This window comes from Falsiruegeria litorea R37 (assembly GCF_900172225.1).
Taxonomy (GTDB): Bacteria; Pseudomonadota; Alphaproteobacteria; order Rhodobacterales; family Rhodobacteraceae; genus Falsiruegeria; species Falsiruegeria litorea.
Window position 1 is genome coordinate 981,853 of record NZ_FWFO01000001.1, and the last position, 14,255, is coordinate 996,107.

Below are 14,255 nucleotides of genomic sequence, written 5' to 3' on the forward strand. Positions count from 1 at the left end.
ATCTGCCTGACATTAACGGTTGTCGGGTGCTGCTTTGCACACCTAGGGTACGGCAGGCGGATGCTCTGAGAGGACATCACTGAAAATGCGGGTTCAGAACGTTCTGATCGTTAGTGATTTTGCAAACGTCAACGGTGGGCAGGCCAAAGTTGCTATTGATAGCGCGCTTTTGCTGGCCCAGGCGGGGGTGCAAGTGGTGTTCTTTGCTGCCTCTGGTAAAGCTGACCCCAAGTTGAGCCATGACAATATTCGGACTGTTTGCTTGGGCCAACATACTTTGGCGGACAACCCCAGCCGACTGAATGCGATGACCACAGGGCTCTGGAACCGAGCCGGATTGCGCGCTTTGAAGCTTGAGGTCGCCAAACTGGATCCAGCGCGCACGGTGATCCATTGCCACGGATGGGCCAAAGCTCTTTCGCCCTCGATTGGGCGTGTCTTGGCCTTAGGTCGGCTGCCCGTGCTCTATACGATGCATGAGTACTTTCTAGCTTGTCCAAATGGGGGGTTTTACGACTACAGGCAACAAGAGATTTGCAAGCGTCGCCCCTTGTCGCTGTCTTGTCTATCGGTGAATTGCGATGCCCGGCATGGCAGCCACAAGGTTTGGCGTGTTGCAAGATCGGCGTTGGCTCGGGGGCCGGGCCATATCCCACGTGGACTGACCGATGTTGCCTATATTTCGCAGACACAGTTGCACGCCATGCGACCCTCGTTGCCCGATTCAACGCGGCTGCACAGCCTTCCCAACCCCGTTGAGGTCGGCGGTCCCAAAGTTGACGCGACACAGAACAAGGCATTTGTCTTTGTCGGACGGTTTTCCCCCGAAAAAGGTGCTTTGCAGTTTGCTAAAGCCGCGCAAGTGGCAGGGGTAGAGGCCGTATTTGTAGGTGATGGCCCGGACGCGCATGATATCCGCAATGCCAACCCGGATGCTCGGATTACAGGGTGGCTCGACAACGTGCAGGTGCAAGCTGAACTGGGACTGGCGCGAGCGTTGGTCTTTCCCAGTCAATGGTACGAATGCCAGCCCCTTGTCCCGATCGAGGCTTTGCTGCGCGGTGTGCCAGTGGTTTGCGGGGGGTGGACAGCTGCCGCCGAAGTGGTTCAGGACGGCGTCAACGGTGTCGTCCATCAAACGCGGACGGTCGAGACCTTGGCCGAAAGCTTGCGCCGGGTGCAACAGATCAGTCATTTTGACAGTGATGAGCTTGCCCAGGACGTTTCACCCGTTCGTCATGTATCGCGTCTGATCGAAATCTATGACGGGATGCTGGGATGACCCGAAATCATTTGCGCCAGGCATCCAGGTTCAAATCAAACGCTTGCTCCAGCGTGGCGTAGGTGGGCGCAAACTCGCGTCTTAACCGCTGCATATTCTCTGCATCGACCTCCTTGGTGACAGGCCGGGTATTAAAGCGCCGGTAAAAATCGCGCGCCAGATTGTAGAGCCGCCCCTTAGGTAAGTGATCGCGCACCGCCATATTCAACCCATGCAAAGACCGATTGACCACTTCGTAGCTCTCGTTGCTGGCGTCGAACGAGAAATTTGCATAGTAATGCGGGTCCAGACCGCACCATCTGGATAGATTGGTCATAAAAGCGCAAGGATTGCGTCTGAGATCTTCGAACAGGCAAACCTTCATGCGTTCGGGTCCCAATCGCGAGCGCCATTGGAGCAGCCAGGGCGCATAATCCGCATTGATCAAAGCGTTTCGAGCCAACTCGTTCCCACCGAATTCGTGGCTTTGGTTGCGAACCTCGGACAGATAATCCGCAAAACTCATTTCTGCCGGAACATAAGTCCAGGTGTTTCGGAAGTAATGATAGATTGACCGGATCTGCGCTGCAGGTTCGCGTAAAACGAACAGACACTTCGGTTTCGATGGCAACTCTGGGATCTGTTCCAACGCACGTGCGCTGTAGATGTAAAGTGGAGTTGCTTCAAACAACACTTTGGTCTCGGTTGCAGGGTCTGGGAAAACCGAGCGGTATGTGTCCAAACCAAGATCGCTGTTGAAATCCGGGCGAAAGGCGTGGCTGTCGGGATCGGCGAAGAAACACGTTTCTTTCAGTGTCGATCCTTGGGCCTGAGGATGGGCGCCCAACCAGTCGAAGATAGAGGTGGTCCCAGCCTTGGGTACGCCAGCAATGATCAAAGAGGGAAGCCGGGGCAACGTCATGATGAGGTTCGAGCCTTTCCATTCGAAACCAAGCCCAGCAAGTGCGAAGCCAATTCCCGGCTGAACCGGTCAAGAGAAAAGCGATCTCGATACAGCGCCAGCGCGTTCGGTCGCATGTCGACAAGGTGTTTGCGATCAAGCGAAGCCAACAGCTCTCCGAGGTCTGTGGGGGCCAGATCAAAGATGTGCCCTGTTTGATCTTGCTGAACCAGATGCTCCATTCCACTTGTGCGGGCCGCCAGAACTGGTGTGCCGTTTCGATAAGCTTCGGGAATGACAAGAGGCAGCCCTTCCCAGCGAGAGGGAACAACAAGCGCGTCAGCGGATCGATAAAAACTGTCGATCTGCGAAGAAGGGATCCAACCGTGATGACTTACCCCCGCCGGTAGATGGGGCATGCCTTCGCTGCGAACCGGTTCGCCGACAAGATGCAAAGCCAAATCCGGATTGTTAATGCGTGCGCGCCGAAAAGCGTCGAGCAGGATGTCCAAACCTTTTTGCTGATCAAAGCGGCCGACAAACAACAGATTTATGGTGTCAGACGTGGGGCGTGGGAATAGATCAAAACGGGCGTCTGGTGCCGCGGGGGCGACGGCATTTTCAACGACCACATGTCGTCCACGGTATTTGTTTTGGCGCGCTGTTTCGGCATCTGAGTGCGAGACATTCACCACAAGATCGGCCAGGCCGCAAAGGTTCCCTTCGATGCGGCGAATGATCTGCTTTTTTAACGTCTCCGAAACACTGGTATTGGCGGCCCAACAGTGGGCGCAATAAACTGCAGGTGTTTTGTCTCTGGATAATCGCAGGAACAAAAGCGGCAACAGAGCAAAGGTGCTGTGAAAAAAATAGATATGGGGCCTTACCCGTCGACGTGCCGCCCTGAAGCCACGCAACAATTGCAGTATTGCAACCGGCCCGCGTTTAGGGCGAGAGAAAGTGATCGCGCGGGACGTGTCGGTCAGTATCTCGAGGTCCGAATCAGGAAGCAGCACATGGCAGGAAAACCCATGGGCCGAGAGGGCACCCAATGCATCCTGATAGCGGCCGACCCCTCCTTGAGCTGTCTCGCACACGTTCAAAATCACAAGTGTTTCGGCTGACATAGTCGGCGTGGGTGTCAACGCAGCCTCTTCTGAGGGCGCACAAGCCGTCAGGGCAACGTCAGTTGCCGAATCATCCATTCCCGTTCCTTTTCAAACTCTTCCGCAAGTTTAGGTTAATGCGACAATTCTGTTGAATCATGGATGATTGTCGCAGGATATTTTCCAAGAAACAGTCTGTTTCCATGCTGTGAACAGGGAATTCGACCAAAAACTGCTGGATTTCAGGCAAATATGCTAGGGTCGATCTTGCATTGCTTGAAATCTTTAGGGTTGGGGGACTCTCAAGATGAAGGAAGATTCAAGACAGCTTCGGCTGAACGAATGCGCACGTCTGACTGACGGGTTATCGTCAAACGAAAGACAGTTTTACAGGTCGGTTGGCAAACGTGTGTTTGACATAGCACTGGCGGTTATTTTGTTGGTTGTTTGTTTTCCTGTTATTCTGCTGATTGCATTTATGGTGTGGTTGGAAGGCGGGCCACCGGTGTTTTCGCACGAGCGTATTGGACGCGGCGGACGCGAGTTCAATTGTTTGAAATTTCGCACCATGCGGGTGGATTCCGAGCGCCTTCTCAGGCGGCATCTGCAACAGAATGCCGATGCTCGGCTGGAATGGGACAACCATCAGAAGTTGACCGATGATCCAAGGGTTACTCGGTTGGGTCTATTTCTCAGGCGGACCAGCTTGGATGAACTGCCTCAACTTGTTAACGTTCTACGCGGGGATATGAGCATAGTGGGGCCGCGGCCGGTGACGGTCGATGAACTGGAGCGCTACAGTGCCAATCTTCCCAAGTATCTGGCCCTCAGGCCAGGCGTGACCGGTGTGTGGCAAGTCCATGGACGCGGACGTGTCAGTTACGAGGAACGGGTCCGGATGGACGCGCGGTATTTTACCAGCCTGACGTTTGGCGGTGATGTGTCGCTGATCCTCAAGACCAGCCTGGTTGTATTGCGACGACAAGGACAATGACGGAAGAGCGAACAAGATACGGCCCTGGACGTTATGCCGACCATGACATGACACTGGCGGAACTCTTCCGTCAGTCCTTGTCGTTTGTGCGTCGACACCTCTGGCGGATCGTGATCTTGGGGTTGTTGTGTGCCTGCGCGACGCTCTATGCGGCGTTGAATATGGAAAGGCTCTACAAAAGCTCTGCGCAGTTGATGATCGAGCGGCCGGCAACCAACCCGATAGAAGAAGAAAGCCCGACCTTTCCTGCAATCGGTACCAGCTATGTCGACGGGCAAATTCTGGTGATCGAAGCCGACGACACATTGCTCAAAGTGATCGAGCGCGCCGATTTGACGTCCGAACCGTTCTTTCAGTCCAAACCGCCCAACTATCTGGATTTGGCGGTCAGATACATCAAGCAATTGGTTCCAAGCGACCGGCAGAAAGGGCGGGGTCCATTGCCCTCGGACGCGCCCGATCCCGCGGCATTGAGTGCGCGAAAAACGCTCGATGATGCGCTGACGGTGTCGCGCGAAGGAGAAACCAACGTTATCACAATCGATGTTCGGGCCAATTCGCCCAAGCTTGCCCATCGGGTGACCCAAGCCGTTGTGGCCACTTATGTCGACCTGCGGATCAATCAACGTCGTGACGATGCGTTGCAGATGTCTGCCTGGATCGGCGCCCGGGCCGAGGAGTTGCGACAAGAGGTCGAAATCGCTGAAAAGGCCGTTACCGATTTTCGCGTAAAACACGGGCTGATTGGCGAGGCCGATGGGGCCTCGCTCAGCGATCAACAGAGCACGGAGCTCAACGCCGAATTGGTGCGAGCCCGGTCTGATCTCGCACTAAAGCGCGCAGCTTATGAACGTGCGCAAGCCTTGTTGGACGGCGGCGGAGACATTCTGGACCTGCCCGAAGTGCAATCATCCGAAATTCTGACCGAGTTGCGTCAGCAACTGCTCCAGGTCGAATTGCGCGAACGGGATCTGAGCGCCACTTCGCGCGGGGACAACGCGCGTCTGGATCAGGTGCGTCAGATCCGAGCTGCCATTGAACGCCAGATCGACCGGCAGGTGCGGCGCATCGTGAATGTTTTGGGCAACGAGGTCGAAACGCTCGAAAATCGTACCCGCCTGCTCAGTGAAGCGCTGCTGCGCGCCAGTGGGCAATCCAAGATCGAAATCCGCAACAATGTCGATCTGCAACAGCTTGAACGCGTGGCCGAAGCGTATCGCCTGCGGTATGAAACCTATCTGAACAACGCAGGTCTTGCCGAAGAACTCAGTTCTTTCTCAACCAGCGGGACGCAGGTGGTCACCAGCGCCACGACCCCGCTCGAACCTGTGTACCCTCCGGTTCGGGTCTTCGTCATATTCGGGTTCATGTTCGGTGCTCTGATTGCCGTTCTCTGGGGCCTCGCAAGAGAGGCTCTTGATACCACCGTTCGCACAGTGGCCCAGATCGAAGGTGCCTTGGGCGTGCAGATTCTGGTGCAACTGCCCAAACTGGACAAGCGTCAAGCCATTCCTGCGGTCATCGAAGAAGAGCCGCTGTCGCCCTTTACTGAAACCGTGGCAGCGCTGCGCTATTCGGTCAGCGCCGATCACCAAGGCAGCGATACGGCACCGGTGATCTATCTGGCCTCGACCGCTCCGCTTGAAGGCAAGACGTCGATCGCGGCCTCTTTGGCAACGTCTGGCAGTGTGGCTGGGCAGCGGGTTCTGCTCATTGACGGAGATCTGCGTCGTGCCGGCCTGTCGGATAAGTTTGGTCTCGCCAACGAGATTGGTCTGGCGGATATCCTGCTCGGCGCCGGTTGGCAGTCCAGCCCAAATGTACAGGATGGTGTTTTGGATGTCCTGCCTGCGGGTATTCTGACGGATATGCCAATCAACGCACTGGAATCACCACACCTTGCTGCGTTTCTTGAACAGGCTCGGAGCGACTATGATCTCATTGTGATCGACGGTCCGCCCGCGGCCAACGTGGCCGATTGTGCGATCCTGTCCCGCCACAGTGATCGCATCTTGTTTGTTGTCCGCTGGGGACAAACCCAAATCGACGGCGCCCGCCGTGCCTTGGCCCGTCTGCCGCGCAAGAAATTGGCGGGTGTCGTTCTTAATTTCAGCGAGCTGAATGAAGATCCCTGGTTGGGCGAGACATATCGCCTTTATGGTCGATCGGGTGCACGAACGGCGCGTAAATCGCGAAGCGGCAAGGTCACGTCACTCTCGGATTGGGGGCGCCGGGCATGAGCGCCGAGGTCGCAGGGGCAGATGTTTCGCCGTTCCTGCGTCTGGCGGTGACAGCGGCGCTGGCAACCGTGACGTTGACTTGGGTGCCGGTGGCTTCGGTTGGCGGGTTCGATCTGCGATTGCCGTATATGATGGCCATGATCCTTGGTGCGGTTCTGTGTGCTTTCCCATCACAGTTTGCCACTGGGGTCAGTTTGCTGTTGCGAATGATCCTTCCGTGGTTGGCCGCCTATGTGCTGTACCTGATGCTGTTGCAGGTCAATCTGGCCGGAGGGCCGACAAAGGGCATGGTGTTCCGACAGGTCTTTTTCCTGGCTTGTGCGCTGACTGTGGCCATTGGGCTGGTGGGCACGCGTGCCGACGCACGCATCCTGCGGCAGGGGGGGATGTTGGCAATTGTCGGATTTTTTGCCTTTACCGAATACTTGGCCCGGCAGATCGGTCTCAGTTGGATCAGTACCCTAGTGCATTTCCTGTCGACCGGGGATCTGGGCTTTGTTTTCTATCATTTCTTGCGCGAAATGTTCCAGATGGTTGCACCCGAAGGGGTGGATGTCCCGGCATCGAACAAGAACATTGTTGCGGTGTGCATGTTCATCGCCATGGTTTTGATGCGCGCAGGCTACACCGGCAAAGGTGCGGATCGTATCGGCGGGATCATCACAGTTGTCACGCTGCTGACGCTTGTTGTGTTCAACACACGTTCGGTTCTGCTGATGTCTGCTATTGGCATTCCGCTTGCCGCCTGGATCGGGCTGGTCTGCCGCGGCGTCCAAAGCCCCGGCGAGTTCTATTTGAAAACCGCCCTGATTGTGCTGAGCGCCCTTGCTTTGATCCTGGTGCTATCAGCAGGATCGGCCGCAATGGACCAAATCACCGCGCGCCTGTCGTTCGAGGATCAATCAACAGAGGGGCGGTTCAACCAATATTCCTGGGCTTTCAGTCGTATCGAACAAAACCCGTTGGTGGGCTCTGGCCTGATCGAGTTTCAGGGCCAGAATGTCCACAACCTGTTCATCGGTGCCTGGTTGCACGCCGGGTTGGTGCCCTTCTTGCTGGTGGTGACGGCCTATTTGGGGCTTTTCCTGTCTTGGGTCCTTTTTGTGTTCCGGCTTGTGGCCGCGCCTGGCAGTTGGGTCTTGCCGGTGCGGGTTGAATGGGTGGCGATCCTGCCGCTTTTACCTTTGTTTCGGGTTTGGGTCGCAGGCGACGCGGGTCATCCGGGGTTTGGCGAATGGATCGGTTTCGGCGCCTTTTTCGGGTTGGTCTTGGCGAACCGACGCGCAAGAAATCAAGACAAGAGTTTCGTGTTGCATCCTGCCTACAGGGTTGCGCCCTCGTGAATGATCCCAAGACCAACGCTGCACCGCTACGCCCATCCCTGCGGCGCAACGTGTTTTTTGCGGCCATCGGGCGTGGGTATCTGGCGCTGACGCAATTGGCGCTGATCATGGTCACAGCGCATCTGGGGCAGGTCGAAGATGTGGGCGCGCTCACTTTGGCGACGGCCGTGGTCACGCCGCTCTTCTTTCTGGCTTCGCTGGGGATGCGCGAAGTGCACACGGTCGATGATCTGACACGATTTTCTCGGGCCGACTATGTCGCGCTGCGCTTTGTTGGTGGCGTTCTGGCCCTGGCCTTGACGGGGGTACTTGCCTTCACCGTGTTCGCGGGATTGGGGGGCACGGTACAAAGCACGTTTCTGCTGCTTGCCTTGGTGAGGTTCTTTGGCACCCAGTCCGATTTGAACCATGGCATGTTCCAGCGAGCCGAGCGATTGGATTACGTTGCCTGGTCCATTCTCGTCCGCGGATCGGCCGGGTTCATTGCCTTTGCTGTTGCCTTCTGGGTGTGGCGCAACTTGCCGTTGGCCTTGTGCTTTCAAGCGCTCGCCTGGGCGCTGGCCTATCGGGTTGCGGATCTGCAACTGCTTGATCGGTTGGGGCAGCGGCTGGCCTGGAGTGACATTCTGTCGATCGACGGGCGCAAACTGATGCATTTGACCTGGTGGCTCCTGCCCGTGGGATTGGCACTGTTGCTGGCACGCGGAGCAATCAGCGTGCCCTCGGTCGTACTCGAGCGGTCGGAAGGCTTGGCAGCTGTGGGGCTGTTCGGGGCGCTTGCCTATGTGCATACCGGGCTCAGCATGTTGGCCAACACTCTGGGCAGCGCCACCGCTGCGCGTCTGCGCAAGCACATCCGGTTCCAGGAAACACAGACGTTGCGCCGTCTGATGCGGCGGTTGATCGGGATGTCGATGGGTATGGCGGTGGTTTTTGTTGCGGTGGCGTGGATGTTCGGTGCGCCGATTCTGACTTGGATGTTCGGGCCAGAATATGCCGCCCGCACGCTGTTCACGGTCATCGTCTTCGGCTCGTCAATGACCCTGCTGGCTGCGCCGCTGATCACGCTGCTGACAGCGGCGCAGATGCTGCAGGTGCGGTTGGTGATTGCGGCCGTCTCGTTCGGGGTTGCATTGGTGGCGAGCATGGTGCTGATCCCGGAGCATGGGACCATGGGTGCCGCTTGGGCTTTTGTCCTGACTTGCGGGGCGCAATTGGGGGCGACCTGTATGACGACCTGGTTACGCCGAGCGGACATTCTGGGCGGCGCTGGAGTGTCATCAAATGGGCATGAGGTTGAAGGGTGATGCGTGTGACGGTGGGCATCGCTTCGACCGGGCGCGCGGTTGTTTTGCGGCAGATGCTGTCTTACATGAGCACCCTCGACGACTTGCCCGACAGGGTCGTGGTGAGTATTGCCGCGCGAGATGATTTTGAGGGTCCCCCACCAGATGATCTGCCGTTCGAGCTTTTGGTGATCACTTCGCCAAAAGGTAGCTCAGCGCAGCGCAACGCCATCCTGAAAGGCGAAGCCGACAGCGATGTGGTTTTGTTTCTCGACGACGACTTTCTGATTTCTCAAGGCTACATCACAGAGCTTCGGAGCCTGTTCGCCCGGGACCCGTCTATCCTGATCGCAACCGGGTGCGTGCTGGCTGACGGGGCCAAGGGGCCGGGTTTGGCGTTTGAAGATGCGGTTGAGTTGCTTCACAGTGCAGGACCTGCTGAAGCCTCACAGCCACAAGACGTTCGCTCAGGCTATGGCTGCAACATGGCGATGCGGATGATCGGACAGCCAGAGCTGTTTGACGAGGCCTTGCCACTTTATGGCTGGCTGGAGGATCTGGATCTGTCGCGTCGCGTCGCGCGACGGGGCAGGGTGGTTCGGTCTGACGGGTTGAAGGGTGTTCACCTTGGAACCAAGAACGGGCGAACCCCTGGAATTCGGCTGGGGTATTCGCAAATTGCCAACCCCGTCTACATGCTTGGCAAGGGCACGCTGGGTTGGCGCCATGCTCTGCGGTTGATGGTGCGGAACATCGCGGCCAATCTGTTGGGGTCGGTTCATCCGCCACCCTACCTTGATCGCAGGGGGCGGTTGCGGGGCAATCTGATCGCAATTGGCGAGGTGCTGTGCCGTCGCAGTAATCCCGCGCGCATACTGGAGTTGGAGTAATCGATGCAATTGCCCGACTGTGTTCAAACCGTGGGGAGGACTTGAGATGGATTTGATCGGTCGTGCGCGCCGGGTCAATCAGGCGATGCTGAACCGCTTGGCACCGCAGCGGTTCGTCTTTCACCACGTGCCGAAATGCGGTGGTACGTCTGTCGGACGCGCGCTGAGGATGCGCTATTTGTCCAGCCAGGCAACGGTCAAGCCTGAGGCCTCGTTCCGCGCGTTGCAGACCTTTACCGGGCGCACCGACACCGAGCGCCTGATGCTAGAGGTCAACGATTTGCGCAAACAGATGCTGCTCTATCTGATGTTCGACGACGTGCGCTGCATCTCATCCCACGTGCCATTTTCGAGCGCGGCACATGCCCAGTTCCGGGACAGTTACAGTTTCATCACGCTGCTGCGAGAGCCGGTTTCACGGTTTCTATCGCACTACAATTGGAGCCGGAACAGGCCTGATTCACACGGTCATATTTCAGATGAATTCGATGTGTTTCTGACAACTCAACGGGCCAGAGCAATGGGGGCGGAGTTCGTGGAAATCTTTGCCGACTTGTCCGCTGAGGCCAACCTGCGCGCGCCCGAGGCCATCGACCGGGCGGTGCAACATCTTGAAGGGTTCGATCTTGTCGGGCGTCTCGACGATCTGGACGGTTTTGCTCATGGCATTCGCCAGGTGCTTGGTGTGAGGGTGCGGTTCAAGCATGAAAACAAGACCAGCTTGGGCGCAAGCAAAGTAACCCGCGCCGGGCTGACGGACGCGCAACTGGCCCTGGTGCGCGATATCTGCGCCCCGGACATTCAGGTTTGGAACCGAATTTTCCCGTCTTAGGCCGCCAGTTTCCTGGCCAAGTATCGCACGACCGGCATGGGAACATCCGGCATGGAATTGATCGCGCAGCTGCGTTTAAGCAGATCAATCGTCTTTGGGCAGCTTTCCGGGCCCGGACCGTTCGGATTGCCCGCCCAGGCCCAAGGGGTGACCCCGGGATGCGCCATCTTGCGGGTCAGGATCGGCTCCCATTCGGTGTAGACATGTTTCGAGCTGTCAAACAGTCGTCTCGCTCCACGGCGTTCTGCGAATTGAATGGCTTCTCCTTCAGCGTCAAAGGTCAAAACCAAGCTGGCAGTCGGCCCGTTCCCGTGAGGCTTAGCAATCGGGTAGCCGTTGCGTTCAAGCATGTCAGCCATCATGGTGACACGCCGCAACATGCGGTTGATCCTACCTTGCAGCTTGCGCAGCTGAACGCGCAAGATCGCCCCCTGGATCTCGCTGATGCGAAAGTTGTTGCCCAGGAATATCTCGTTCGTGTCCAAGGTGTTGGCTTGTCGAAACCCCAGCCCCATGTCGTGCGCGTTTCGGGCTCGGTCGATCAAGGTCGCATTGCTGGTCAGGACGGCGCCGCCTTCGCCGCAGGTCATGTTTTTGTGCTGATTGAAACTGAACGTCCCAATGTCGCCCAGTGTTCCCAGAACGCGGCCGTTGTAGCGGATGCCAACCGCCTGACAGGCGTCTTCGATCACCTTTAGGCCATGCTCTTGGGCAATTGGTAGAATGCGGTCCATGTCACAGGGCCGATTGAGCATATGGACGGGGATAACCGCCCGGCTGCGTGGGGTGATCTTGGCGGCAAAATCTTTCGCGTCCAGGGTCAGGGTTTCGTCCACCTCGACCAGAACCGGCACTGCGCCCACTTGCAAAACCGCGCCAGCGCTGGCCATCCAAGTGTAGGCGGGCACCAGCACCTCGTCCCCGGGACCAACACCGCAGGCCTGCAGAGCCGCGATCAAAGCCGCTGTACCGCTGGATACAGCCAACGCATGATTGCAGCCTGCGAACCCGGCCAATTCGTTTTCAAACCGGTCACAGGCCCCGCCCGCGCGTTCGGTGCGAGTCAAGGTGCCGCCAGCGATGACGCGCCCGACGGCCAGCCATTCACGAAACCCCAGCCGTGCCATCAGGGCATTCCGATACTGGATATACCGGAATGGGTCTGAAAACAGACGGTTGCCGCGTGGGGCAGATTATATGACACTTTGCTATGCATCCCGGTCACTAAAGCAAAATTCTGATGTCCATTCAAAGTCTCAATGAGGTCGAGACCTCAAACCCTTTGCGCGCCGATCTGGTGGTCGTGGGCGGTGGGGCATGTGGGTTGACGCTTGCACGCGCAATGTCCGGGCAGGGACGACGGATCATTGTGCTGGAAAGCGGGGGATTGGACCAGGACGCCAAGCACGAGGCGTTGAACGTTGTTCGGATGGACGGGTGGAGCCCCGAGGAAGCGGCCGCTCGGGACCGCTATCACAGAACCCTGACCCATCACTGGGCTGGCGACCGCCAACAATATGGCGTGCGGTGCCGGGGCTTGGGCGGCGCGACCCAGGCTTGGGCAGGCAAGTCGGCCCCGTTGGATCAGATCGATTTTGAGGAACGCGATTGGGTGCCGTTTTCTGGTTGGCCAATGAGTGAGACCGAGGTTGCCCCTTTCCTAAAGCAAGCATCGCATTTGTTGAACCTTGGGCCAGCCTTCTACGATGCGCGGCTGTGGATGCGTTTACGGCACGAACCTCCTGCGCAATCGCCCGAAGGCGACGCCCTTCGCACCATGTTTTGGCAGTTTGCCCGTTCGCGCCGCCAGGTGACCGACATTATGCGGTTCGGGCCTGACTTCCGGGCCAATATGCCAGGCGGCGTGCAGGTGCTGACCGAGGCCACAGTGACATCGCTGCACAGCAATGCAGAGGGGTCGCTCTGTACCGGTTTGAGCGCGCGGAGCCTTGCGGGGAAAGAGGTGTCGGTCGAGGCTCCGATTTGTGTGCTGGCCTCTGGCGCAATTGAAAACGCGCGACTTTTGTTGATGTCGGACCTGGGCAACCGGCACGACACGGTCGGACGTTTTTTGATGGACCATCCCACCACGACCGTTGCCCGGGCCGCTCCTGATCAGGTCACCGATCTGGCTTCCCGGTTCGGGCTTTTCGGATTGCGGGATCAGGGGCAAAGCCATGTATACATGTACGGTCTTGCCTTGACCGATCAGGTGCAGCGTGCCGAGAGCCTGTTGAACGGTGCAGTCTTTGTGACCGAAGAGCGCGCGCCGGACGATCCATTTGCCGCGTTGCGTCGGTTGCTGCGCGGTCAAAGCAAAGCGCGGTTGTCGGATATGGGATCTGTCCTGCGCAGCCCCGTGCGGCTGGCGCGAGGAGCGGGCGCGCGGATGCTTGAGCGAGGGTATCTGCCAGAGCGGGTGTCGCGCGGAATTGCGGATACAGCTCTGCGATTGTTCCCGAACACCCTGGCCAGAGATCATCGGTTCGGACGCTTGCCGGTCAAACTCTCTGGGGTTCGATTCGAGGCTACAACTGAACATCCCCCTGATCCTGGTAATCGCGTTACTCTGTCCCAGGAGCTGGATCCACTGGGTTTGCCCGTGCCACATGTGACTTGGTCACCCGGCGATGCGGCCCGGTCGAACCTGCTGCAGATCGGACGCAAACTGTGTGAGAGCTTTGAGCAGGCGGGGCTGCCACCGCTGATTCCGGAACCCTGGGTGCGTGAAGGCCAGCCCAGGGCTGCGACGGTTATTGATCTTGGCCACTCACTGGGTACAACGCGGATGGCGGATGATCCTGCACGGGGCGTCGTGGATCGAAATTGTGCGGTGCACGGCGTGACAGGGCTCTATGCGGTTGGTGGATCGGTTTTCCCGACCTCGGGTCATGCCAACCCAACCTTGATGATGATTGCCCTGACGTTGCGCCTGGCGGATCACTTGCGGGGCCGCGTCTGACCCTAGAACCCGTGCATCCGCTTGGCCCATTGATAGGCGATCATCAGACCTTTCATGCGCGGTAGCAGGGCCAATGCGCCAACAACGGCCACCACTGACATCGTTGTGGCCAGTACCCAGGGTTCGGGCCGCCAGTTTACCCACGCGATGTGCAAGGCAAAGCCCATCAAATGACCAACGATCAGAATGGTCAGATAGGCCGGGCCGTCATCGGCTCGTTGATAATGGAACGGCTGCTGACACGCGCTGCAATGGTCGTTCACCTTGACATAGCTATGGAGCAGCTTGCCCTCGCCGCATTTGGGGCAGCGCAGACGCAGCCCGTTGACAATGGCGGGCTTCAGGTCGCGGACCTCGGCTTGGGGCTCGTCAGTGGCAGGGATGTCGGTTGTCATCATCAGCGTCCTTCAGTTTCAGCGTTGCATTTAGGTGAGTCGCGC

Annotated in this window: 12 protein-coding genes; 8 read left to right on the forward strand and 4 right to left on the reverse strand. The window is 58.0% G+C overall.

Features of this window, described 5'->3' with window-relative positions; translation table 11 throughout:
* Window positions 1-85 precede the first annotated feature (85 nt).
* Window positions 86-1,282, forward strand: coding sequence for a glycosyltransferase family 4 protein (locus TRL7639_RS04885; RefSeq protein WP_085794641.1), 1,197 nt, complete (start codon window positions 86-88; stop codon window positions 1,280-1,282).
* Between the two features lie 7 nt (window positions 1,283-1,289).
* Here TRL7639_RS04885 and TRL7639_RS04890 read toward each other — a convergent pair whose 3' ends face one another.
* Together TRL7639_RS04890 and TRL7639_RS04895 are read right to left on the reverse strand one after the other, a co-directional pair.
* A complete protein-coding gene (locus TRL7639_RS04890) occupies window positions 1,290-2,183 on the reverse strand; it encodes a sulfotransferase domain-containing protein (RefSeq protein ID WP_085794642.1) in 894 nt (297 codons plus the stop codon).
* Window positions 2,180-3,367: a glycosyltransferase family 4 protein gene (locus TRL7639_RS04895; protein ID WP_085794643.1), complete on the reverse strand. Its 1,188-nt coding sequence runs from the start codon at window positions 3,365-3,367 to the stop codon at window positions 2,180-2,182. The genes TRL7639_RS04890 and TRL7639_RS04895 overlap by 4 nt, the downstream gene beginning before the upstream one ends.
* A 208-nt stretch (window positions 3,368-3,575) precedes the next feature.
* Here TRL7639_RS04895 and TRL7639_RS04900 point away from each other — a divergent pair, with 208 nt between their 5' ends.
* The 6 genes from TRL7639_RS04900 to TRL7639_RS04925 are packed head-to-tail and all read left to right on the forward strand — an operon-like array spanning window position 3,576 to window position 10,853.
* The gene (locus TRL7639_RS04900; protein WP_085794644.1) at window positions 3,576-4,262 is read left to right on the forward strand and encodes a sugar transferase; all 687 of its coding nucleotides are present in this window, start codon (window positions 3,576-3,578) and stop codon (window positions 4,260-4,262) included.
* Window positions 4,259-6,502: a GumC family protein gene (locus tag TRL7639_RS04905; protein ID WP_085794645.1), complete on the forward strand. Its 2,244-nt coding sequence runs from the start codon at window positions 4,259-4,261 to the stop codon at window positions 6,500-6,502. Before TRL7639_RS04900 ends, TRL7639_RS04905 begins: the two co-directional genes overlap by 4 nt.
* Window positions 6,499-7,845 (forward strand): O-antigen ligase family protein, encoded by a 1,347-nt coding sequence (locus TRL7639_RS04910; protein ID WP_085794646.1) that lies wholly within the window; start codon window positions 6,499-6,501, stop codon window positions 7,843-7,845. The genes TRL7639_RS04905 and TRL7639_RS04910 overlap by 4 nt, the downstream gene beginning before the upstream one ends.
* Window positions 7,842-9,152 (forward strand): lipopolysaccharide biosynthesis protein, encoded by a 1,311-nt coding sequence (locus tag TRL7639_RS04915; RefSeq protein ID WP_085794647.1) that lies wholly within the window; start codon window positions 7,842-7,844, stop codon window positions 9,150-9,152. Before TRL7639_RS04910 ends, TRL7639_RS04915 begins: the two co-directional genes overlap by 4 nt.
* On the forward strand, window positions 9,152-10,021 hold the full coding sequence (locus tag TRL7639_RS04920) for a glycosyltransferase family 2 protein (RefSeq protein ID WP_085794648.1): 870 nt from the start codon (window positions 9,152-9,154) through the stop codon (window positions 10,019-10,021). The genes TRL7639_RS04915 and TRL7639_RS04920 overlap by 1 nt, the downstream gene beginning before the upstream one ends.
* Window positions 10,022-10,067: 46 nt before the next feature.
* Window positions 10,068-10,853, forward strand: coding sequence for a sulfotransferase family 2 domain-containing protein (locus tag TRL7639_RS04925; RefSeq protein WP_085794649.1), 786 nt, complete (start codon window positions 10,068-10,070; stop codon window positions 10,851-10,853).
* Here TRL7639_RS04925 and TRL7639_RS04930 read toward each other — a convergent pair.
* A complete protein-coding gene (locus tag TRL7639_RS04930) occupies window positions 10,850-11,980 on the reverse strand; it encodes a DegT/DnrJ/EryC1/StrS family aminotransferase (protein ID WP_085794650.1) in 1,131 nt (376 codons plus the stop codon). The genes TRL7639_RS04925 and TRL7639_RS04930 overlap by 4 nt on opposite strands.
* A 113-nt stretch (window positions 11,981-12,093) precedes the next feature.
* Between TRL7639_RS04930 and TRL7639_RS04935 the strand changes: the two genes are divergently transcribed.
* Entirely contained in the window at window positions 12,094-13,815 is a 1,722-nt protein-coding gene (locus TRL7639_RS04935; protein WP_085794651.1) for a GMC oxidoreductase, read from the forward strand.
* Window positions 13,816-13,817: 2 nt separating this feature from the next.
* On the opposite strand, the gene TRL7639_RS04940 is transcribed toward TRL7639_RS04935, so the two are convergent.
* Complete coding sequence (locus TRL7639_RS04940) at window positions 13,818-14,210, reverse strand: DUF983 domain-containing protein (protein WP_235820255.1); 393 nt, start codon at window positions 14,208-14,210, stop codon at window positions 13,818-13,820.
* Window positions 14,211-14,255: the final 45 nt, after the last annotated feature.

What these genes read in the sequence shown, in the direction of transcription:
- TRL7639_RS04905 (WP_085794645.1), top strand. Translation starts at nt 4,259, where the DNA reads ATGACGGAAGAGCGAACAAGATACGGCCCTGGACGTTATGCCGACCAT.
- TRL7639_RS04940 (WP_235820255.1), bottom strand. Translation starts at nt 14,210, where the DNA reads ATGACAACCGACATCCCTGCCACTGACGAGCCCCAAGCCGAGGTCCGC.
- TRL7639_RS04895 (WP_085794643.1), bottom strand. Translation starts at nt 3,367, where the DNA reads ATGGATGATTCGGCAACTGACGTTGCCCTGACGGCTTGTGCGCCCTCA.
- TRL7639_RS04885 (WP_085794641.1), top strand. Translation starts at nt 86, where the DNA reads ATGCGGGTTCAGAACGTTCTGATCGTTAGTGATTTTGCAAACGTCAAC.
- TRL7639_RS04900 (WP_085794644.1), top strand. Translation starts at nt 3,576, where the DNA reads ATGAAGGAAGATTCAAGACAGCTTCGGCTGAACGAATGCGCACGTCTG.
- TRL7639_RS04910 (WP_085794646.1), top strand. Translation starts at nt 6,499, where the DNA reads ATGAGCGCCGAGGTCGCAGGGGCAGATGTTTCGCCGTTCCTGCGTCTG.
- TRL7639_RS04930 (WP_085794650.1), bottom strand. Translation starts at nt 11,980, where the DNA reads ATGGCACGGCTGGGGTTTCGTGAATGGCTGGCCGTCGGGCGCGTCATC.
- TRL7639_RS04925 (WP_085794649.1), top strand. Translation starts at nt 10,068, where the DNA reads ATGGATTTGATCGGTCGTGCGCGCCGGGTCAATCAGGCGATGCTGAAC.
- TRL7639_RS04935 (WP_085794651.1), top strand. Translation starts at nt 12,094, where the DNA reads ATGTCCATTCAAAGTCTCAATGAGGTCGAGACCTCAAACCCTTTGCGC.
- TRL7639_RS04920 (WP_085794648.1), top strand. Translation starts at nt 9,152, where the DNA reads ATGCGTGTGACGGTGGGCATCGCTTCGACCGGGCGCGCGGTTGTTTTG.
- TRL7639_RS04890 (WP_085794642.1), bottom strand. Translation starts at nt 2,183, where the DNA reads ATGACGTTGCCCCGGCTTCCCTCTTTGATCATTGCTGGCGTACCCAAG.